The organism is Pseudoxanthomonas sp. 97-1-1 (assembly GCF_057773125.1).
The window spans coordinates 7501-27941 of sequence record NZ_JBYMTJ010000004.1 but is presented as its reverse complement, the minus strand read 5'-3'; the positions used below and the strand labels follow the sequence as shown (position 1 = coordinate 27941).

At 68.3% G+C, this 20441-nt stretch carries 21 protein-coding genes (1 of these 21 running past the window's edge); 9 read left to right on the top strand and 12 right to left on the bottom strand.

Annotated elements, in window-relative coordinates:
* Both AC3DET_RS15400 and ubiK read right to left on the bottom strand, forming a co-directional pair.
* On the bottom strand, positions 1-1506 hold the full coding sequence (locus AC3DET_RS15400) for a YifB family Mg chelatase-like AAA ATPase (RefSeq protein ID WP_488392180.1): 1506 nt from the start codon (positions 1504-1506) through the stop codon (positions 1-3).
* Positions 1507-1516: 10 nt separating this feature from the next.
* Entirely contained in the window at positions 1517-1780 is a 264-nt protein-coding gene (gene ubiK / locus AC3DET_RS15395; RefSeq protein ID WP_192199868.1) for a ubiquinone biosynthesis accessory factor UbiK, read from the bottom strand.
* A 187-nt stretch (positions 1781-1967) separates the two neighbouring features.
* Between ubiK and AC3DET_RS15390 the strand changes: the two genes are divergently transcribed.
* Complete coding sequence (locus AC3DET_RS15390; RefSeq protein WP_337732333.1) at positions 1968-2306, top strand: P-II family nitrogen regulator; 339 nt, start codon at positions 1968-1970, stop codon at positions 2304-2306.
* A 12-nt stretch (positions 2307-2318) separates the two neighbouring features.
* Positions 2319-2681 (top strand): DUF6404 family protein, encoded by a 363-nt coding sequence (locus tag AC3DET_RS15385; protein ID WP_488392179.1) that lies wholly within the window; start codon positions 2319-2321, stop codon positions 2679-2681.
* 58 nt (positions 2682-2739) lie between these two features.
* On the opposite strand, the gene speE is transcribed toward AC3DET_RS15385, so the two are convergent.
* The gene (gene speE / locus AC3DET_RS15380) at positions 2740-3597 is read right to left on the bottom strand and encodes a polyamine aminopropyltransferase (RefSeq protein WP_488392178.1); all 858 of its coding nucleotides are present in this window, start codon (positions 3595-3597) and stop codon (positions 2740-2742) included.
* 127 nt (positions 3598-3724) lie between these two features.
* Here speE and speA point away from each other — a divergent pair, with 127 nt between their 5' ends.
* Positions 3725-5614 carry an arginine decarboxylase gene (gene speA, locus AC3DET_RS15375; protein WP_446538810.1) on the top strand — a complete coding sequence of 630 codons (1890 nt, stop codon included), beginning with the start codon at positions 3725-3727 and terminating at the stop codon, positions 5612-5614.
* Between the two features lie 79 nt (positions 5615-5693).
* Here the strand turns inward: speA and AC3DET_RS15370 are convergent, their stop codons facing one another.
* The 5 genes from AC3DET_RS15370 to radC form a co-directional block, all read right to left on the bottom strand.
* Positions 5694-6443, bottom strand: a complete 750-nt coding sequence (locus tag AC3DET_RS15370; protein ID WP_488392177.1) for an SDR family NAD(P)-dependent oxidoreductase — start codon at positions 6441-6443, stop codon at positions 5694-5696.
* A gap of 34 nt (positions 6444-6477) precedes the next feature.
* Positions 6478-6888 carry a hypothetical protein gene (locus tag AC3DET_RS15365; protein WP_337732328.1) on the bottom strand — a complete coding sequence of 137 codons (411 nt, stop codon included), beginning with the start codon at positions 6886-6888 and terminating at the stop codon, positions 6478-6480.
* Positions 6885-7676, bottom strand: a complete 792-nt coding sequence (locus AC3DET_RS15360; RefSeq protein WP_488392176.1) for an SPOR domain-containing protein — start codon at positions 7674-7676, stop codon at positions 6885-6887. Before AC3DET_RS15360 ends, AC3DET_RS15365 begins: the two co-directional genes overlap by 4 nt.
* Positions 7677-7690: 14 nt before the next feature.
* Positions 7691-9379 (bottom strand): arginine--tRNA ligase, encoded by a 1689-nt coding sequence (gene argS, locus AC3DET_RS15355; protein WP_488392175.1) that lies wholly within the window; start codon positions 9377-9379, stop codon positions 7691-7693.
* 87 nt (positions 9380-9466) lie between these two features.
* On the bottom strand, positions 9467-10141 hold the full coding sequence (gene radC / locus AC3DET_RS15350; RefSeq protein ID WP_192199877.1) for a RadC family protein: 675 nt from the start codon (positions 10139-10141) through the stop codon (positions 9467-9469).
* A gap of 114 nt (positions 10142-10255) precedes the next feature.
* Between radC and coaBC the strand changes: the two genes are divergently transcribed.
* Genes coaBC through AC3DET_RS15335 form a run of 3 tightly spaced genes read left to right on the top strand, consistent with a single transcriptional unit; the run spans position 10256 to position 14270 of the window.
* Positions 10256-11467 carry a bifunctional phosphopantothenoylcysteine decarboxylase/phosphopantothenate--cysteine ligase CoaBC gene (gene coaBC / locus AC3DET_RS15345; protein WP_488392174.1) on the top strand — a complete coding sequence of 404 codons (1212 nt, stop codon included), beginning with the start codon at positions 10256-10258 and terminating at the stop codon, positions 11465-11467.
* Positions 11464-11928 (top strand): dUTP diphosphatase, encoded by a 465-nt coding sequence (gene dut / locus AC3DET_RS15340; RefSeq protein ID WP_488392173.1) that lies wholly within the window; start codon positions 11464-11466, stop codon positions 11926-11928. Before coaBC ends, dut begins: the two co-directional genes overlap by 4 nt.
* Positions 11929-11942: 14 nt before the next feature.
* Positions 11943-14270, top strand: a complete 2328-nt coding sequence (locus tag AC3DET_RS15335) for a phosphomannomutase/phosphoglucomutase (RefSeq protein ID WP_488392172.1) — start codon at positions 11943-11945, stop codon at positions 14268-14270.
* Positions 14271-14358: 88 nt separating this feature from the next.
* Here the strand turns inward: AC3DET_RS15335 and AC3DET_RS15330 are convergent, their stop codons facing one another.
* Positions 14359-15060, bottom strand: a complete 702-nt coding sequence (locus AC3DET_RS15330; RefSeq protein ID WP_488392171.1) for a hypothetical protein — start codon at positions 15058-15060, stop codon at positions 14359-14361.
* A gap of 17 nt (positions 15061-15077) precedes the next feature.
* A complete protein-coding gene (gene pyrE / locus AC3DET_RS15325; protein ID WP_192199882.1) occupies positions 15078-15749 on the bottom strand; it encodes an orotate phosphoribosyltransferase in 672 nt (223 codons plus the stop codon).
* Between the two features lie 115 nt (positions 15750-15864).
* On the opposite strand from pyrE, the gene AC3DET_RS15320 reads away from it, so the two are divergent.
* Genes AC3DET_RS15320 through AC3DET_RS15310 form a run of 3 tightly spaced genes read left to right on the top strand, consistent with a single transcriptional unit; the run spans position 15865 to position 18243 of the window.
* Positions 15865-16635, top strand: a complete 771-nt coding sequence (locus AC3DET_RS15320; RefSeq protein ID WP_488392170.1) for an exodeoxyribonuclease III — start codon at positions 15865-15867, stop codon at positions 16633-16635.
* Positions 16635-17969 (top strand): AmpG family muropeptide MFS transporter, encoded by a 1335-nt coding sequence (locus tag AC3DET_RS15315; RefSeq protein ID WP_488392169.1) that lies wholly within the window; start codon positions 16635-16637, stop codon positions 17967-17969. Before AC3DET_RS15320 ends, AC3DET_RS15315 begins: the two co-directional genes overlap by 1 nt.
* Before the next feature lie 46 nt (positions 17970-18015).
* Complete coding sequence (locus tag AC3DET_RS15310; protein ID WP_192199883.1) at positions 18016-18243, top strand: hypothetical protein; 228 nt, start codon at positions 18016-18018, stop codon at positions 18241-18243.
* Here the strand turns inward: AC3DET_RS15310 and AC3DET_RS15305 are convergent.
* Both AC3DET_RS15305 and AC3DET_RS15300 read right to left on the bottom strand, forming a co-directional pair.
* The gene (locus tag AC3DET_RS15305) at positions 18240-19370 is read right to left on the bottom strand and encodes an anhydro-N-acetylmuramic acid kinase (RefSeq protein ID WP_488392168.1); all 1131 of its coding nucleotides are present in this window, start codon (positions 19368-19370) and stop codon (positions 18240-18242) included. The genes AC3DET_RS15310 and AC3DET_RS15305 overlap by 4 nt on opposite strands.
* 76 nt (positions 19371-19446) lie before the next feature.
* A protein-coding gene (locus AC3DET_RS15300) for a M23 family metallopeptidase (protein ID WP_337732531.1) crosses the window boundary here: on the bottom strand, positions 19447-20441 show its 3' portion. The gene runs 460 nt beyond the window's last position; 995 of the gene's 1455 nt are visible here — the last part of the coding sequence; the start codon falls outside the window, past its right edge; it ends in the stop codon at positions 19447-19449.

The following is a 20441-nucleotide window of genomic DNA, read 5'->3' as shown; positions in this document are numbered from 1 at the left end:
TCATGCGGGATTGCCGCGATCCATGCCCCGGTAGCCCAGCGCTTCGGTCAGGTGTGGCGTGGTGATCGAGTCGCTGCCCGCCAGGTCGGCGATGGTGCGCGCCACCCGCAGGATGCGATGCAGGCTGCGCGCGGAGAGCTGCAGGCGCTCGACGGCGCGCTCCAGCAGCGCCTGGTCGCGTGCCGACAGTCGGCAGTGCGCCATGGTGTCGGCCTGGCCCAGGCGTGCGTTCGCGCAACCGGCGCGCGCCTGTTGGCGCGCGCGCGCGGCAACGACGCGGGCCTGCACCGAGGCCGTGGATTCGCCGTCCGGTGCATCCGGCCTCAGTTCGTGGGGCGGCAGCCGCGGCACATGGACATGCAGGTCGATGCGATCGAGCAGCGGCCCCGACAACCGGCTGCGGTAGCGACGGATGAGGTCCGGGCCACAGCGGCAACGCCCGCTGGGGTCGCCGGCCCAGCCGCATGGGCAGGGATTCATGGCCGCGACCAGTTGGAAACGGGCGGGGAACTCTGCCGTACGCGCCGCCCGCGACACGGTGACGGTGCCGGATTCCAGCGGCTCCCGCAGGACTTCGAGCGCCGCCCGCGACCACTCGGGAAGCTCGTCCATGAAGAGGACGCCATTGTGCGCCAGTGAGATCTCGCCCGGTCGCGGCTGCGCTCCGCCGCCCACCAGTGCGACCGCACTCGCGGTGTGGTGCGGTGCGCGATACGGGCGCTGGCGCCAACGAGCGGGGTCCAGCCCGCGTCCACTGACCGAGGCGATGGCGGCACTTTCCATGGCCTCACCATCGCTCGCCACCGGCAGCAGCCCGGGCAGGCGCGAGGCGAGCAGGGTCTTGCCGCAACCAGGTGATCCGATCAGCAGGAGATGGTGGCCACCGGCTGCGGCCACTTCGAGCGCGCGGCGGGCGTGGGCCTGTCCGCGCACATCGGTCATGTCGGGGATGGAACTGGGCAGCGGAGGCGGCGCCGTTGCGGCGGGCAGCACCTTGCGGCCTTCGAGCAGGGCACAGACTTCCAGCAGCGTGCGGCCGGTGCATGCGCGTCCCTGTTGCGCGAGTGCGGCTTCCGCGCCGCTGGGCTCCGGCACGACGAGGGTTCGACCCGTCGCAGCCACGGCGAGCGCTGCCGGAAGCACGCCGTCCACCGCCCGCAGTTCACCGGTCAGGCTCAACTCACCGAGGAATTCGTATTCCGCCAGCGCTTCGCGGCGGATCTGTCCGCTGGCGGCCAGGATGCCCAGTGCGATGGGCAGATCGAAGCGGCCGCCGTCCTTGGGCAGGTCCGCCGGCGCAAGGTTCACGGTGATCCTGCGTGTCGGGAATTCGAACTGCGCGCACAGGATCGCGGCGCGTACGCGGTCGCGCGCCTCGCGCACGGCGGCTTCGGGCAGGCCGACGATCTGCGTGGACGGCAGGCCGCCCGACAGGTGCACTTCCACCCGGACCGGCGGCGCGGACACGCCCGCCCGCGCCCGGCTGTTCACCAGGGCCAGACTCATGGCGGCGGGGTCAGGACTGCGCGGGCTTGTCGGCCAGCTGGGTTTCCAGCGCGGCCACGGTGCGTTCCAGTGTTTCCAGCTTCTCGCGTGTGCGCAGCAGCACCGCCTGCTGCACGTCGAACTCCTCGCGCGTCACCAGGTCCAGCTTCCCCAGGCCGGCCTGCAGCGCGGACTTGAAGGTCTGCTGCAATTCTTCCTGCGAATCACGCAGGCCGGGCGGCACCAGCTGGCTGAGGCGGCGGGCGAGGTCGTCGATGTGGTTGAGGTCGATCATGTCAGTTCTCCGGCAGTGCACCGAGCTTGTGGGCGATGCCGGTGGCAGGCCATCGGCGTTCGCTGCGCAGCGCTGTCGGAAAAGTCCGGCGGCGAGGCCGCCATTGAACCGCGACAGGACCGGTTGCCGCAACCGCGCGCCGTCGCGCCGCGCTATCCTGCGTGCAGCATCCACGGGAGCAAGCCGCATGAAAATGGTCATGGCCATCATCAAGCCGTTCAAGCTGGACGACGTGCGCGAAGCGCTGGCGGAAACCGGCATCGCCGGCATCACGGTCACGGAAGTGAAAGGCTTCGGTCGCCAGAAGGGGCACACCGAGCTCTACCGGGGCGCCGAGTACGTGGTCGATTTCCTGCCGAAGGTGAAGCTGGAGGTCGCGGTGACCGACGATCAGGCCGAACAGGTGGTCGAGGCCATCGTGAAGGCGGCCGGCACCGGCAAGATCGGCGATGGCAAGGTGTTCGTATACGACCTGGAGCGCGTGGTGCGGATCCGTACCGGCGAACTGGACGCCGACGCGCTGTAGGGGACGGCTGCGATGACCATGGGTGTCTTCGAAACGCGTCTGCAGCGGGCGCTTGCGATGCTGGAGTCCAAGAAGCTCGGCAGGAACACATACGCGCCGCCTTTGTTCCGGCTGATGTGGAAGATGGGCCTGAAGCTGCCACCCCCGCACATGGCGGGTTTCGCCATCAACGCGACGCTGATGGGCGGGTTCTTCGGCGTGTTCTGGGGCCTCTTCATGTGGCTGCTGATGTGGAGCAGGCAAGGCATGCCCGTGCTGGTCGGCGTCGCCACGGCGCTGGTGGCGGGTCTGCTGTTCGGCCTCACCATGGCCTGGTACCTGCGGCATCAGGCGCGCAGGCATGGAATCCCGCGCTGGCGCGAGTTCGACGCCTGACGACGACACGAAAAAGCCCCGCATCGCGGGGCTTTTTTGTTGCTGCATGCGCGGAGGCTTACTCCCCCAGCGCCTTCGCCACGAACGGCGGCGCCACCAGCACGCCCGTATGCAGGTGCGCGGTGTAGTACAGCGTGTCGAACGGCTTGGCCGCCGCGTCTGCCTGGCGGAAGGCGAAATCGAAACCGGCCTGCTTGCTGGCCACGGTGACGCTCCACCAGCCGGTCGGATAGCACGGCTGCGGGAACGGCAGCGTCTTGAACGACTGGAAGCCGGCCTTGCCCATCTCGGCGCGCATGTCCTTGATCAGGTCCAGCAGCGCCAGCGGCGACTCCGACTGCTGCACCAGCAGGCCGTCCGGCTTCAGCGCGCGGAAGCAGCTCTCGAAGAACGCCTTGTTGAACAAGCCTTCGGCGGGGCCGACCGGGTCGGTCGAGTCGACGATGACCACATCGACGCTGCCCGGCTCGCAGTTCGCCATGTAGGCTACGCCGTCGTCGAACAGCAACTCGGCGCGCGGGTCGTCGTTCGATTCGCACAGCTCGGGGAAGTACTTCTCCGCCATGCGCGTGACCTGCTCGTCGATGTCGCATTGCGTGGCCTTCTCCACGTCCGGGTGCTTCAGCACCTCGCGCAGGGTGCCGCAGTCGCCGCCGCCGATGATCACCACGCGCTTCGGCGCGGCGTGGGTGAACAGCACCGGATGGCTGATCATCTCGTGGTAGAAGAAGTTGTCGCGCGTGGTCAGCATCATCGCGCCGTCGATCACCATCAGCTTGCCCCAGTCAGTGCTGTCGTAGATCTCGATCTTCTGGAACGGCGACTGCACCTCGTCCAGCTTGCCGGTGGTGCGGAAGCCGATGGCCGAGCCGGTGTGCGAGAAGTGTTCGATGAACCAGGTGTCGTTGGCGGTCATGGGGCTGTCCTGCATGAAGGGAATGGCAACGGCCACGGGGCCTGCCGCTGCGGGGGCGCATTGTAACGGACCCATGTGACCGCAGCCTGTAGAATGCGCGTCCGCTCGCCTCACCTTGGAAAACGCCATGTCCTGGTCCACCGACCGCGCCCGCAAGACCTACTCCGTCCCGCACTGGGCCGAAGGGTATTTCGACGTGGACGCCGCCGGCCGCATCGTGGTGTCGCCCAAGGGCGCGCAGGGGCCGGTGATCCCGCTGCCGGAAGTCGTGGACGCCGCGCGTGCGCAAGGCGCCCAGCTGCCGTTGCTGGTGCGCTTCCCCGACATCCTGGGCGACCGCCTGGGCAAGCTGCAGGCCGCGTTCGCGCAGGCGCAGGCCGACTGGGAATACAAGGGCGGCTATACGGCGGTCTATCCGATCAAGGTCAACCAGCATCGCGGTGTCGCCGGCACGTTGGCCTCGCACGCAGGCGAGGGTTTCGGCCTGGAAGCCGGCAGCAAGCCCGAACTGATGGCCGTGCTGGCGCTGTCGCGCCCGGGCGGGCTGATCGTCTGCAACGGCTACAAGGACCGCGAGTACATCCGCCTGGCGCTGATCGGCCGCAAGCTGGGCCTGCAGACCTTCATCGTCATCGAGAAGCCGTCCGAGCTGGCGCTGGTGATCGAAGAGTCGCGCAAGCTGGGCGTGAAGCCCGGCCTGGGCGTGCGCATGCGCCTGGCCACGCTCGGTGCCGGCAAGTGGCAGAACAGCGGTGGTGACAAGGCCAAGTTCGGCCTGTCCCCGCGCCAGGTGCTGGACCTGTGGAAGCAGCTGCGCGAGGCTGGCCTGCAGGACACGCTGAACCTGCTGCACTTCCACATGGGGTCGCAGATATCCAACGTGCGCGACATCGCCAACGGCATGCGCGAAGCGACGCGTTATTTCATCGAGCTGTCCAAGCTGGGCGCGACCATCAGCCATGTCGACGTCGGTGGTGGCCTGGGCATTGACTACGAGGGCACGCGTTCGCGCAGCTACTGCTCCATCAACTACGGCATCAGCCAGTACGCCAACAACATCGTGCAGCCACTGGCCGAGGCCTGCGAGCAGAATGGACTCACTCCGCCGCGCATCGTCACCGAGTGTGGCCGCGCGATGACCGCGCATCACGCGGTTCTGGTAGTGAACGTGTCGGAAGTCGAGCAGGCGCCGGAAGGCCGCGTGCCGCCGTCGCACGACGACGAGCCGGCGGTGATCCGCCACCTGCGCGAGATCCATGCCGAGCTGGACACGCGGCCGGCGGTGGAGCTGTTCCACGAGGCGCAACACCACCACAGCGAAGGCCTGTCGCTGTATGCGCTGGGCCAGATCGACCTGGTGCACCGCGCCCGCATCGACGACCTGTTCTACGCCATCGCGCATGCCGTGCGCGGCCGCCTGAGCAGCGACGAGCGCAGCCACCGCGACCTGCTGGACGAGTTGAACGAACGGCTGGTGGACAAGTACTTCGTCAATTTCAGCGTGTTCGAATCGATTCCCGACGTGTGGGCGATCGACCAGGTGTTCCCGATCGTGCCGATCGACCGTCTGGACGAGGCACCTGACCGCCGCGGCGTGATCGCCGACATGACCTGCGATTCCGACGGCATGATCGATACCTACGTGGAGAACGAAGGTCTGGACTCCTCACTGCCGCTGCACGCGCTGAAGCCGGGTGAAAGCTACCGGTTGGGCATTTTCCTGGTCGGCGCGTACCAGGAAATCCTGGGCGACATCCACAACCTGTTCGGCGACACCGACGCGGTGGAAGTCAGCGCCGATGCCGGCACCGGCTACCTGCTCACCCAGCAGCGCCGTGGCGACACCACCGACGTGATGCTCGACTACGTGGGCTACCGGCTGGACGACCTGCGCGCGGTGTATCGCCAGCGCGTGGAAGAGGCGGGCCTGTCGGCCGACGAATCGAAACTGCTGTCTGACGCGCTGGAAGCGGGGCTTACCGGTTACACCTACCTCTCGGACGAACCGCTGGCGTAGCGTGCGCTCTGCGCACGGCCTCGCGATGCCGGATGTCCCGTGACGTGCGCGTGGCGCACGCTACGGGAGTGCGAAGCAACTACGCGCGCGCGACCTGGAAGCCCGCCACCGACTGCGTCACCGGCATGATCTCCAGCCGGTTGATGTTGAGGTGCGGCGGCAGGGTGGCGACGTAGAAGATGGTGTCGGCGATGTCGTCGGCCGTCATCGGCGCGGCGCCGGTGTACAGCTTGTCCGACGCCTGCTGGTCGCCATGCGTGCGTACCAGGGTGAATTCGGTTTCGGCCATGCCGGGTTCGATGGTGGTCACGCGTACGCCGGTACCGTGCAGGTCGCTGCGCAGGCCCAGCGAGAACTGGCTGACGAAGGCCTTGCTGCCACCGTACGCATTGCCGCCGGGGTACGGATACACACCGGCAACGGAACTGATGTTGATGATGGCGCCCTTGCGTTCCACCAGCAGCGGTAGCAAGCGGTGCGTCAGCGTGACCAGCGCGGTGATGTTGGTGTCGATCATCGTGCGCCAGTCGGACAGCAATGCATGCTGTGCAGGTGCGGTGCCCTGCGCGAGGCCGGCGTTGTTGACCAGCAGGTCGATGTCGCGGAACCTTGCCGGCACTGCAGCCAGTGCGGCGTCCATCGCGGCTTCGTCGCGGATGTCGAACGCGGCGGCATGCACCTTGTCGGCACCGATTTCATCCACCAGCGCCTGCAGGCGCTCGGCACGGCGGCCCGTGGCGATCACGCGCCAGCCGGCAGCGGCGAAGCGGCGGACGGCGGCGGCACCGAAGCCGGATGTGGCGCCGGTGATGAGGGCGGTACGGGTCATGGGGATTCCTTCGCGGAGGGAAAACGGTTCGCGGTCAGCGGCGCGCATACCAGAGGGCACCCAGCCAGGTGCCGAGCGCGGCGGCGACCACGGACAGCGTCGCGCTGAGCGCGTTCGTGCGCAGCAGGAAACCGAGGGGGTAGGACATGTCCGAGGCCGCACCGGCGATGCCGGCCAGCACCGACAGCGTCGCGATCCACACCGCCAGCGTCAGGCCGACGGCGACGATCAGGAAGCGATGGCCTGCCAGCGCGCCACCCAGCCCCATGCAGAGGGCGGTCACGACGTAGCTGACCGGTGCCAGGAATCCCCAGCGTGTCTGCACCACCTCCTGCCAGTGTGCGGGCAGGACAAGGCCGACCAGCCACGAGGCGACAAGCAGCGACCCCATCGCCGCGGCCGTCGCCACGATCAGGCGCTGCAGCGTCGGCCGCGTGGCACTCACTGGGCCTTCACCGCCATCGCAGGCAGTCCGCCGCTGGCGAGTTTCTGCTTCGCCTCGGCGAGTTCGCTCGCCGTGCCATACGGGCCCATGCGCACGCGGTAGACGGTCTTGCCGTTGATCTGTGCCGACTCCACGCGGGCGCTCAGGCCCAGCATGGCGATCTTGGCCTTGGTGGCCTCGGCATCGCCCGATGCGCCGAAGGCGCCGGCCTGCAGGATGTAGCGCGCGCCGGTGTCCGCGCTGGCCACGGTGGCAGCAGGCTTGGGTGCGGGAGGGATGTCTGCGGCGCGCGGTGTCTCGGCCGGGCGGGCAGGCGCGGTTTCGTTGATCGGTGTCGGCTGGGCCGCTGCGGCGGCAGCCGGCGCAGCCACGACGGGTGTCGTGGCCTGCCCGTTGAGGGCGGCGCGCGCCTTGCGTGCTTCTTCCTCGCGTGCACTGGCGGCCAGTTCCGCGTCGGACATCTGCACTTCCTTGCCGGGCAGCAGGGTGTAGAAGTCGTACTGGGTTTCCTTCGCGGCGGCATCGTCCGTCGTCGGGGCGGTGGCCGGTGCCTCGTTGCTCGGCGCGTCGGGCACCACGGCTTCCACATCGGCGCTGTCGACGGGGGCGGGTTGCGCGTCAGGGTTGGGCGTGGGACGGAAGAAGCCATCACCGTCCTTCTTGCCCAGCCCCGGCACGACGAAATACACCGCCAGGCCGATGAGCAGGCCGAGGATCAGCCAGACCCACGCGGGCGTGGCCTGACTGGAATTGCGTGTGGCCTGACTCTTGCCGCGCCTTGCTGCCATCTACTGCTCTCCGCTCACATCTTCTCGGGCGCGCTTACGCCCAACAGGTCCAGTCCATTGGCCAGCGCCTGGCGTACCGCCAGTGCCAGCGCCAGCCGCGCATCACGTGCCTGCGCATCGTCGGTCAGCACGGGCGTGCCGGCGTACCACGTATGGAAAGCATAGGCCAACTCGCGCAGGTATTGCGCGACCCCATGGGGTTCGAGCGATTCGCCGGCCGCTTCCACCACTTCGGGATAGCGGGACAGTTCCACCATCAGCTGCAGCGACGTGTCGTCGTCCAGGCGCGCCAGGTTCGCCAGTCCGTTCGCCTGGTCGTAGGCGTAACCCTTCTCGCCCGCCTGGCGCAGCAGGCTGCACACGCGGGCATGCGCGTACTGCACGTAGAACACCGGGTTGTCGTTGCTCTGCTGGCGCGCCAGATCAATATCGAACGTCAGCTGCGAATCCGGCTTGCGCGCGATCAGGAACCAGCGCGTCGCATCCGCGCTGGTTTCCTCGATCAGATCACGCAGGGTGAAGTAGCTGCCGGCGCGCTTGGAGAGCTTCACTTCCTCGCCACCGCGCATCACCGTGACCATCTGGTGCAGCACGTATTCGGGATACCCGGCAGGAATGCCTTCGCCAAGGGCCTGCAGGCCGGCTTTCACTCGCGCCAGCGAGCCGTGGTGGTCGGCGCCCAGCTCAGTGATGGCGCGCTCATAGCCGCGCTGCCACTTGCTGAGGTGGTAGGCCACGTCCGGCACGAAGTAGGTGTAGGTGCCGTCGGACTTGCGCATCACGCGGTCCTTGTCGTCGCCGAAGTCGGTCGACTTGAGCCACAGCGCACCGCCTTCCTCGTAGGTGTGACCGGAGGCGATCAGCTTGCTCACGGTCTCCTCCACTTTCCGGTCCGAGTACAGCGAGCTTTCCAGGAAGTAGCGATCGAACGACACACCGAACGCGGCCAAGTCCAGGTTCTGCTCGCGCCGCAGATAGGCCACGGCGAAGCGGCGGATAGCGTCGAGGTCCTGGGGATCCTTCTCCCCGGTGACGACGTGGCCTTCCACCTCGACCGAATCGCCGTCGAGGTAGGCCTGCGCCACGTCGGCGATGTAGTCGCCGCGATAGCCGTCTTCCGGCCAGCCTTCGCTGTCCGGCGACTTGCCCAGCGCACGTGCCTGGGTGGACTTGGCCAGATTGTCGATCTGCACGCCGGCGTCGTTGTAGTAGAACTCGCGCTTGGCGTTCCAGCCGTTGGCAGCCAGTACGCGTGCGATGCAGTCGCCGATCGCACCTGCGCGACCATGGCCGACATGCAGCGGACCGGTCGGATTGGCCGACACATACTCCACGCCGACGGTGCGCCCGCCACCGCTGTCGTTGCGACCGTAGGCGGCGCCCTGCGCCAGCGCGGTGGCCACTTCGCGCTGATAGGCGCCCGGACTCATGTGGAAGTTGATGAAGCCGGGGCCGGCGATCTCGACCTTCACGACGTCGTCGCTGGCCGGCAACGCCGCCACCAGGGCGGTGGCGATGGCGCGCGGATTGCTGCGCGCCACCTTGGCCAGCTGCATGGCGGCGTTGGTGGCGAAATCGCCGTGCTCGCGCGTCTTGGGACGTTCGACCACGAAGTCGGGTGTGGCGGCATCGGCCGGCAGGGTGCCGGCGGTGCGCAGGGCGTCGATGCCCTGGGCGATCAAGGCGCGAAGGGAAGCTTTCACGGAGAACCGTCTTGGTGCGTGGGAACCGCCTATTCTAGGTTTTCCGGTCCTCCCCGTGGGATCGGCATGGTTCAGCGAAGGCCGTCCTCACACCCATCCACGCGCGGCCATCGACTGGGGTGGCCCATCGCCAATGACGAAGTGGTCCAGCAACCGGACGTCCACCAGTGCGAGCGCCTGCTTCAGGCGCTGCGTCACGGCGCGGTCGGCGGCCGAGGGTTCTGCGCATCCAGAAGGATGGTTGTGGCCGACGATCAGGGCGGTCGCGTTCATCGCCAATGCGCGACGGGCCACTTCACGCGGATGGACCTCGGCGCTGTCCACCGAACCCTGGAACAACTCCTCGAATGCCAGCACGCGATGACGGGTATCGAGGAACAGGGCCGCGAACACCTCGTGTCGCCGGCCGCGCAACCGCTGGGCGAAGTAGCGCCCGGCGGCCTCCGGGTCGCTGATGGCGTCACCCCGTTCGAGGGCGGCGTGCAGCAGGCGGGTGCCCAGCTCCAGCGCGGCCGCCAGGGCACACGCACGGGCGGGCCCCAGGCCCGGCAGCGCCGTCAGTTCGGCGGGGGGACGTTCCAGCAGCGCGCGCAGCGGGCCATGGGTGGCGAGCAGGTCGCGCGCGGTGGCGACGGCATCGCGCCCGCGCAGACCCGAGCCCAGGAAGATGGCCAGCAGTTCGGCGTCGCTGAGGCTGGTGGGGCCGCGGGCGAGCAGCTTCTCGCGGGGGCGTTCGTCGTGGGGCCAGTCGCGGATGTGCATGGCGACAGGATCGGTCGGCGGACGCCGGGCGTGCATCGGGTGATGAGGGGCGTTCGGGTAAGCTAATCGCTTGTATGGACGTAGGGACGGGCCGACGTGAGCGGATCGGACAAGATGCGTGATCTGGCGGGACAGCGCCTCCTGGTGTGCGTGGGCGGCGGAATCGCGGCCTACAAGGCACTGGAGCTGGTGCGTCGGCTGCGCGATGCCGGGGCCGAGGTGCAGGTCGCCATGACGGCGGGGGCCCAGCAGTTCGTGACGCCCCTGAGCTTCCAGGCGCTGTCCGGCCAACCCACCCGCGCCACGCTGTGGGACGGCGCCGCCGAGCAGGCGATGGGCCATATCGAACTGGCCCGGTGGGCCGATCGCGTGGTCATCGCGCCGGCCACGGCCGACCTGATGGCGCGCCTGGCACATGGGCTGGCCGACGATCTGGTGGCCACGCTGTGCCTGGCCACCACCGCGCCGATCATGATCGCGCCGGCGATGAACCACCGCATGTGGCAGCACCCCGCCACGCAGGCCAATCTGGCCACGCTGCGCGAACGCGGCGTAGAGGTGGTCGGACCGAACGATGGACCGCTCGCCGAGGGCGAGTCCGGTCCGGGCCGGCTGGCCGAGCCTGAAGAGATCGTCGCTGCGCTGTCCGGCGCCGCCCTCCGCGCCACCACGGTGCCGCAGGATCTTGCCGGGCTCAACGTGGTGGTCAGCGCTGGCCCCACCTACGAAGACCTGGATCCCGTGCGCTACCTGGGCAACCGCAGCAGCGGCAAGATGGGGTTCGCGGTTGCCGCCAGCGCAGCGCGCCGTGGCGCCAGCGTCACCCTGATCGCCGGGCCCGTGCAGTTGGCCACGCCGGCAGGCGTCGCGCGCGTGGACGTGCGTTCGGCCGCGCAGATGCACCGGGCGGTGTTCGCCGCGCTGCCGGCCGACATCTACATCGGCGCCGCTGCCGTGGCCGACTACACCCCGCGCGAGCCGGCCGCCGACAAGATCAAGAAGTCCAGCGAGTCGCTGGCGCTGGATCTGGTGCGAACGCCCGACATCCTGGCCGAAGTCGCCGCGCAGACGCAGGCCCTGAAGCTGGTGGTGGGCTTCGCCGCCGAGACCAACAATGTCGCCGAGTACGCGCGCAGGAAGCTGGAGGCCAAGCGGCTGGACATGATCGTGGCCAACCGCGTGGGCATTGCCGATGGCGGCTTCGAGAGCGACCAGAACGCGATGACGGCGTACTGGAAGGACGGCGAGCGCAGCTTCGCCTCCGCGCCGAAGACGCAGTTGGCCGATGAACTGATCGACCTGATCGTGGAGCGACTGAACGCATGAGTGCACCCCGTGCCGTGGAAGTGAAGCTGCTGGACCCGCGGTTCGGCGACGAATGGCCGCTCCCGGCCTACGCCACCGAGGCCAGCGCCGGCATGGACCTGCGTGCGGCGCTGGAAGCGCCCCTGGTGCTCGAACCTGGCGACGCGGCGCTGGTGCCCAGCGGCATCGCGCTGCACCTGGGCGACCCGCACCTGTGCGCGGTGGTGCTGCCGCGCTCCGGCCTCGGCCATCGCCACGGCATCGTGCTGGGCAACGGCACCGGCCTGATCGATGCGGATTACCAGGGCCCGCTGCTGATCAGCGTGTGGAACCGGGGGCATGAGACCTTCACCATCCAGCCCGGTGACCGCATCGCTCAAGTGATGGTGCTGCCGGTCGTGCGCGTGCACCTGCAAGTGGTGGATACTTTCGCTGACAGCGCACGGGGGACGGGTGGTTTCGGCCACACCGGCGTGCGATGACAGGGGACAAAGCGATGAACACGACGAACGAGGGCCGCAAGCGGATTCCCGTGGGCGATCTGCGCGGCGCGCTGCCGAAGCTGGCGGTGTTGCTGGCGCTGCTCGCAGCCCTGCTGGCCTGGAGCGGTGTCCGCCAGTGGCGCGAAGCGCGCCTGCTGGAACAGGTCGGGCAGGCCCGCGATCGTGCGGTCGAGGCGGTGCAGGCCAGCCATGCGGCGCAGATCCGCCAGTTCGAGCAGCGGCTCGCATCCGCGCCGGTCAAGGCGGCCCTGGCCGCCAACGATACGGCCGCCGCCGTGGCCGCCCTGAAGGACGGTTGGGCGGGCGTGGAGCACGTCGAGATCCTGGATGGCGCATTGCAGGCGGCCTACGAGGATGCCGCGACCTTCGGCTTCAGCAAGCTGGCACTGCTGGAGGACGGCATGCAGGGCGATGGCATCGCGGCCCGCGTGGTGAAGGACGGCAAGCAGACTGCGTTCGGCATGGCGGCATCCGCGCCGCAGGGCGTCATCTACGTTCGCCTGCCGCTCACGCAGCTGACCCAGGCCTTCGATGGCGTGGCGTTGCCCGGCGGCTATCTTGCGCTGCGGCAGGGCAGCTATTCCATCAAGCAACGCGGCAACAACGGCCTGGAGGATAGCGCGGAGCGCATGGCGCGCGCGGTAGGCAAGACCGGCCTGCGCGTGGCGACGGCGGTCCCCGTCAGCGAGCCCGGTCCGCTGGGGCTGGGCGCCATTCCGGCCATGATCGTGGCGGTGCTGCTCGCCGGCCTCACCGTGGTGTCGGTGCTGGTCGCGCGCGGCGGGATTCGCATGGGTGGTCTGGGCAAGAAAGGAGCAGAAGTGAGCGAGACGGATGAACCCACACTGGGCGAGGCGCTGATGCGCGAACCCCCGCCGCCGCCGGCCGGCGGCACGCGTACCGCGCCCAAGGATGAGTACACCCAGGCCGAAGCCAAGGCCGTGGTGGTGGATCCCGGCATCTTCCGCGCCTACGACATCCGCGGCATCGTCGGGCAGACCTTGAGCGTGGAGGTCGCCGAACTGATCGGCCTCGCCATCGGCTCGGTGATGCGCGACGAGGACCTCACCGACATCGTGGTGGGCCGCGACGGCCGCCTCTCGGGCCCCGACCTGGTCGGCGGTCTGATCGAAGGCCTGCGCAAGGCCGGCCGGAACGTCATCGACATCGGCCTGGCGCCCACCCCGGTCGCCTATTTCGCGGCCTATCACCTGCGCACCGGCAGCAGCGTGGCGGTCACCGGCAGCCACAATCCGCCGGACTACAACGGGTTCAAGATCGTGGTCGGCGGGCAGACGCTGTCCGGTGACGCGATCACCGACCTGTACGAACGCATCCGCGACAACCGCCTGTTCGTGGCCAACGCGCGCGGCGACCTGCAGCAGCGCGATGTCTCGGCCGACTACATCCAGCGCATCGCCGACGACGTGCAGCTGGAGCGCCCGCTGAAGGTCGTGGTGGACGCCGGCAACGGCGTGGCTGGCGACATCGCCCCGCAGCTGCTGGAAGCCATCGGCGCGGAAGTCATCCCGCTGTACTGCGACGTGGACGGCACCTTCCCCAACCATCACCCCGACCCCAGCGAACCGCACAACCTGGAAGACCTCATCCAGACCGTGAAGCGCTTCGATGCCGACATCGGCTTGGCGTTCGATGGTGACGGCGACCGCCTGGGCGTGGTGACCAAGGAAGGCGCCATCATCTTCCCCGACCGCCTGTTGATGCTGTTCGCTGCCGATGTGCTGGAGCGCAATCCCGGTGCGCTGATCATCTTCGACGTGAAGTGCACCGGAAAGCTGCAGGGCTGGGTGTTGCGCCACGGCGGCACGCCGATGATGTGGAAGACCGGCCATTCGCTGATCAAGGCCAAGATGCGCGAGACCGGTGCCGAGCTGGCTGGCGAGATGAGCGGCCACTTCTTCTTCCAGGAACGCTGGTATGGCTTCGATGACGGGCTGTATTCCGCCGCGCGCCTGCTGGAGATCCTGGCCAATCGTGCCGAAACGCCGTCGGAAGTGCTGGCCGAGCTGCCCGATGGCGTGTCCACGCCGGAGATCAAGGTAGCGGTGGACGAAGGCACGCCGCATGCCATCGTCGAGCGTTTCGTCGATGGCGCCGAGTTCGAGGGCGCACGCCTGTCTACCATCGATGGCCTGCGTGCCGACTGGGACGATGGCTGGGGCCTGGTGCGTGCGTCCAACACCACCCCGATCCTGGTGCTGCGTTTCGAGGCGGACAACCGCGAGGCGCTCGAGCGGATCAAGACCGAATTCCGTACCCGCCTGCAGGCGCTTGCACCGGAACTGACGATGACGTTCTGACGCCTGCCGGGCTCCGGAGCGGCATGACCACGACGCCGGGCTTGTCCCGGCGTCGTCGTTCCAGAGGTTTCCGGAGGGGTTTACCGGGTCAGTTGCGCGCAGGTGCCATCGCCGGGGTGGCCGCTTCTTCCGCGGCCTCGGCCGTGATGCCCTTCATGTTGCGGTAGCGCTGCAGGATATCGGCGATCTCGACGTCCAGCTGCGCGCGCTGGGCCTCGAAGCTCTGCTGCAGGCGACGGGTACGCAGCAGCTCGGCATGGCGCTGGTGGATGGTGGCGGACATGTCCGCACGGATCGGACGTCCTGCCAGCTCTTGATCGCCCGCGGTCTGCAGCAGGCTGACAAGGCCTTCGCGCAGGCTGACCGCGTTGTAGCGCGCGGTGCGTACGTTGTTGTCGACGATGGCGGTGCGTTCGTTGAAGACGCGCCGCAACTCTTCCTCGCTGCGGTAGGACATCAGCATGGCGGCATCGGTACGTCGCCGCATTTCCGAGGCGGCGTCGTCGATCATCTTCTGTTGGGCCGCGATGGCCGCCTGGGCGCGTTCCTCTTCGCTCATCGCGCGGCCGACGCCCCCGGTGCGCAGTCCGCTGGTCGCGCTGATCTCGTCGCGTGCCGCGTTGACCACATCGGCGGGCAGCGCATCACTGCAGACGCGCTGGCCTTTCTCTTCCCAGCAGAAGAGTTTCTTGTTGGCGGGCGTGGACGGATTGTTCTTGCCCTGCGCGAGCACGGTGGGTGCCAGCGCCAGCAATACGGCCGACAACGCCAGGGAAGTGCGGACGGTCATGGCAGCCCCCTGCTGCGTCAGTCCTGGGTCGCGCTGCCGTAGCGGGCCCGGTAGGCCAGCAGGTCGTCGCGATGGCGGACAAGGTCGGCGCTTTCGCCGGCAAATGCAAGCAGGTCATGCAGGTTGGCCACGGCCACCACCGGTACGCCGGTCTCCTCGGCCACCGACTGCGCGGCCGAGCGGCGCGCGCCGCCTGTGCCGGGTTCGCCCAGCACCTCCTGCCGGTCGAGGGCGACCACGATCCCGGCCGGGGTGCCGCCGCCCGCGCGGATCAGGCCCAATGCCTCGCGGATCGCGGTGCCCGCGGTGATCACGTCATCCACGATCAGCACGCGGCGATCCTCCAGCGGCGCACCGATCAGCAGGCCACCTTCGCCATGGTCCTTGGCTTCCTTGCGGTTGAAGGCCACCGGCAGGTCGCGGCCACGACGGGCGTACTCGCAGGCCAGTGCGGTCGCCAGCGGGATGCCCTTGTAGGCGGGGCCGAACAGCAGGTCGAACTGCAGGCCGGCTTCTTCCGCCGCATCGGCGTAGCAGGCCGCCAGTCCGGCCAGGCGTCCGCCGCTGTCGAAGCGGCCCGCATTGAAGAAGTACGGACTCTGACGTCCCGATTTCAGCGTGAACTGGCCGAACCGCAGGGCCTGCGCGTGCAGTGCGAGCTGGAGGAAGCGGGAACCGTGATCGGACATGGGCGGTGGCGGGATGAACAGGGCAGGCGACAGGATAACCGCCATGCGGTCGATGCCGCGCGACGGAAGCGCCGGTTCGGGTACGCTTGCCCGGTTTCCGACGAACGTAGTGCACATGCGCATCATCAGCTTCAATGCCAACGGCCTGCGCTCCGCGGCCACCAAGGGGTTCTTCGACTGGTTCGCCGACCAGCACGCCGACGTGCTGTGCGTGCAGGAGACCAAGGCCCAGGAGCACCAGCTGGCCGGACCGGAGTTCCTGCCCGCCGGCTACAAGGCGTGGTTCCGCGACGCCAGCACCAAGAAGGGCTACAGCGGGGTGGCGATCTACGCCAGGCGCGAGCCGGACGAGGTCCGCACGGCGCTGGGCTGGCCGGACTTCGACGAGGAAGGCCGCTACATCGAAGCACGCTTCGGCGACCTGAGCGTGGTGTCGTTCTATATCCCGTCCGGCTCGTCCGGCGATGAGCGGCAGGGCTTCAAGTTCAAGGTGATGGACTGGCTGGCACCGGTGCTGGACGAGTGGCGCCGCAGTGGTCGCCACTATGTGCTGTGCGGCGACTGGAACATCGTGCGCAGCCGCCTGGACATCAGGAACTGGACCAGCAACCAGAAGAACTCCGGCTGCCTGCCGCCGGAGCGCGACTGGTTGAACGGCATGTGCGCGGACGACGGCGGCTGGGTGGATGCATACCGTGTACTGCACCCGGAAGGCCAGGACTACACCTGGTGGAGCAACCGCGGTGCGGCGCGCGCCAACAACGTGGGGTGGCGGATCGACTACCAGTTCGTCACGCCGTCGCTGCGTGACCGCCTGACGGCCTGCTCGATCTACCGGGAGCAGCGCTTCTCCGACCATGCCCCCTTCACGGTGGACTACACCTGATGACGACAACGGCAAGCGAACGTCCCGGCAAGCCTTCGGTCTGGCGTGCGTTCGCGCAGCCGTCGGCATGGACGATGTTCTTCTTCGGCTTTGCCTCGGGCATGCCGTTCCTGCTGGTGGCGGGCACGCTGGCGTACTGGCTGACCGAGAACGGGCTGGAGCTGAAGAACATCACGCTGATCGCGAGTGCCGGCCTGACGTACACGCTGAAGTTCCTCTGGGCGCCACTCGTGGATCGCTGGCGCCTGCCATTGCTCGGCCGTCTGGGCCAGCGGCGCGGCTGGCTGTTGCTGGCGCTGGGTGCAGTCATCGTCGGCCTGCTGCTGATGGCGCATCTGACGCCCGGGAAACTGGCGCCTTTCATCTGGGTCACGTTGCTGACGGCGTTCGCCGGTGCCACGCTGGACATCGCCGTGGATGCGTACCGCATCGAGATCGCGCCGCAGGAATCGCAGGGTGCGCTGCTGGCCACGTACTCATTGGGTTATCGCATCGCGCTGATCATTACCGGTGCCCTGGCGCTCATGCTGGCCGATCAAGTGTCGTGGCCGCTGGTCTACCAGGCGATGGCGGCCGTCATGCTGATACCGGTGGTCGCGGTCCTGCTGTCGCGCGAGCCCGATGTGGTGCGGATCCGCATGACGACGTGGAGCGAGGGTCTGCAGGAGGGGGTCGTGGAGCCCTTCGCCGACTTCTTCCGTCGTTTCGGCATTGCGCTGGCCATCGCCCTGTTCGCGTTCATCCTGCTCGCGAAGATTTCCGACCAGTCGCTGGGCGGCGGCATCATGGCGCCGTTCTACCTCAGCCAGGGTTTCACCAAGACCGAGATCGGCGCGGTATCGAAGATCTGGGGCGTCTGGGTGGGCCTGGTCGGCGTATTCATCGCCGGCATCGCCGTCGCGCGCTGGGGCGTGAAATGGCCGCTGTTGGCGGGCATCGTGCTGGGGGCGATCAGCAACCTGCTGTATGTCTGGCTGATCGGCGCCGACGGTGATGTGTGGAAGCTGACGCTGGTGATTTCCGGCGAGAACCTCGCGCAGGGCTTCCAGGGCACCACGCTGGTGGCGTTCCTGTCCGCGCTGGTCAACCAGCGCTTCACCGCCACCCAGTACGCGCTGTTCTCGTCGCTGGTGATGCTGCCGGGAAAACTGCTGGGCGCGGTGTCCGGCGGCATCGTGGAGCAGACAGGGTATGGGGTGTACTTCTGGATCACCGCCCTGGTCGCGATCCCGGCGGTCGCGCTGTTCTTCTGGCTGGCCCCGCGGATCCGGTTCGGCGGCGACCATGAGCCGGCGAGTGGCATCGACAGGTCGGCGGGCGGGGCACCGGACTGAGCGCGTGCGCTACAGTCTGCCCAGGGGGCATGCAGGGGACGGGACAATGACTGACATCGTGCTGAAGGACGTGGATCCGATCCTCGCCGAACGTATCAGGCGGGTGTCCCAGGCGCGTGGCTGGGCCATCCACGACACCATCTTCAACCTGCTGGAACAGGGCCTCTTCGTCTGCGAATCCGAAGTGCGCGGCGGCCTGGATGACCGCGAAGTCAACGCGCTCGCCGATGCGATCAGCGCGTTGAAGGATGTGCCGCCCGGCAAGGGTTTCTAGGCCGGGTACACCACGCCCAGCACGCGGCGTCCGACGGCCCCGGTGACTGCCGGCAGATTGCCCGACCGGCCGGCCAGCGTTTCGCGCGCCAGCCAGGCAAAGCCCATCGCCTCCACGTAATCCGGATCCAGGCCGTGTGCGGCGGTGGATTCCACCACCGCTTGCGGCAGGTGGGCGGCCAGCCGTGCCATCAGCACCGCGTTGTGAACGCCACCACCGCAGACCAGCACGCGACGGGTGGCCGGCTGGGTGATCTGCAGCGCGTCGGCGACGGTGCGTGCAGTCAGTTCCAGCAAGGTGGCCTGCACGTCGGCCGGCGAGATAGTGACCTCGCCCATGCGCGCCTGCAGCCAGTCCAGGTGGAACTGTTCCCGCCCCGTGCTCTTCGGTGGCGCCAGCGCAAACCAGGGTTCCGCCAGCAGGCGAGCCAGCAGAGCGGCGTCCACGTGTCCGCTCGCCGCGAAGGCGCCGCCGGCGTCGTAGGCGCGCCCGGTATGGCGCGCGCACCAGGCGTCCATGAGCGCATTCGCCGGCCCGGTATCGAAACCGCGCACGTCGCCCACCCTCGGCAGCAGGGTGAAGTTGCCGATGCCGCCGAGGTTGAGTACGGCCCGGTCTTCCTGCAGCGAACCGAGCAGGGCGGCATGGAACGCCGGCATCAGCGGTGCACCGTGCCCGCCTGCCGCCACGTCCCGCCGGCGGAAGTCGGCCACGGTGTCGATCCCGCTGCGTTCGGCGATGACATTGCCATCCCCGAGCTGCCAGGTGAACGGCGGGTCCGCGTGCGGGCGGTGACGGATGGTCTGGCCATGCGAGCCGAGCGCGCGCACGCGTCCGCGAGGCACGCCCGCCTCTTCCAGCAGTGCGGATGCGGCATCGGCGAATGCGCGCGCGGCAAGGCCGTCCAGCGAACCGAGTCCGTCCAGCGACACGTTGTCCGCGCCCTGGCCCAGGGCCACCCACTGCGCACGCAACGCCGGATCCCAGGCGAATGTGCGGCCATGGACCAGCTCGCAACCCAATCCCGTCGGGGAGTCTTCGAACCGGACCAGCGCGGCATCGATGCCATCGGCGCTGGTGCCGGAGATCAGGCCTAGGTAAAGCTCGGTGGAAGCGGGGGTCGTCATGCGGAATCGACAGGCAAAGAAAAAGGCGGGACAGTGTCCCGCCTTTTCCGGATTGCCGCCATGCGTGGGTGAAGGATCAGCCCTTGCCGCCCTTGCCGGCAGGCTTGGCCGCCGCGACGGTGGCGGGCTTGGTCGCTCCTTCGGCCGGGCCCACGTCGGCGTAGATGACGTCTTCCACGGTCCGAATGCGTGTCAGCGCATTGGCCGTGTACGTGCGGAATGCCGCCAGCTGCGCGCCGCCCAGCGGTTCCGGCGGCGGCATCGTCACCGACAGCGGATTGCGGTGCACGCCGTTGATGCGGAATTCGTAGTGCAGGTGCGGGCCGGTCGACAGCCCCGTGGTGCCGACATAGCCGATCACGGTGCCCTGCGCGACGCGTTGGCCCTGCTTGATCTTGCCCATCCGCGACATGTGCGCGTACAGCGTGGTGTGGCCACGGCCATGGTCGAGGATCACGGTGCGTCCATAACCGCCCTGCCAGCCCGCGAACTGCACGCGGCCATCGCCGGCCGCCATGATCGGCGTGCCGCTGGAGGCGGCGTAGTCCACGCCCTTGTGCATCCGCATCGTGCCCAGGACCGGGTGGCGACGCGCGCCGAACTTGGAGCTCATGCGCGCGTAGGGGATCGGCATGCGAATGAAGTTCTTCTTCAACGGCCGGCCGGCGGCGGTGAAGTACTCCGGCTTGCCGCCGGGGCGGGTGAAGCGGAAGCCCGAATGCAGTTTGCCGTCCACCGTGAACGTGGCGGCCTGCACCGGCCCGGTGCTGATCAGCTCGCCTTCGCGCCAGGTCTGTTCGACCACCACGCTGAAACGGTCCTCTGCGCCCAGATCGGAATTGAAGTCGATGTCGTACTTGAAGATTTCGTCCGTCAGCGAGTTCACGTTGGCGGAGGTCAGGCCTGCCTTGCGCGCGGAACGGTTCAGCGAGCGCCCAACCTTGCCGCTCAGTACCACCGTTCGGGTGGTCGTCTCGCGGGCGATCACGCGCTCGGTGACCTTGTCCGCGCCGACCAGCAGTTCCACGCGATGGCTCGGGTCGCGGTCGTAGCGCAGCGTGCGCAGTCCGC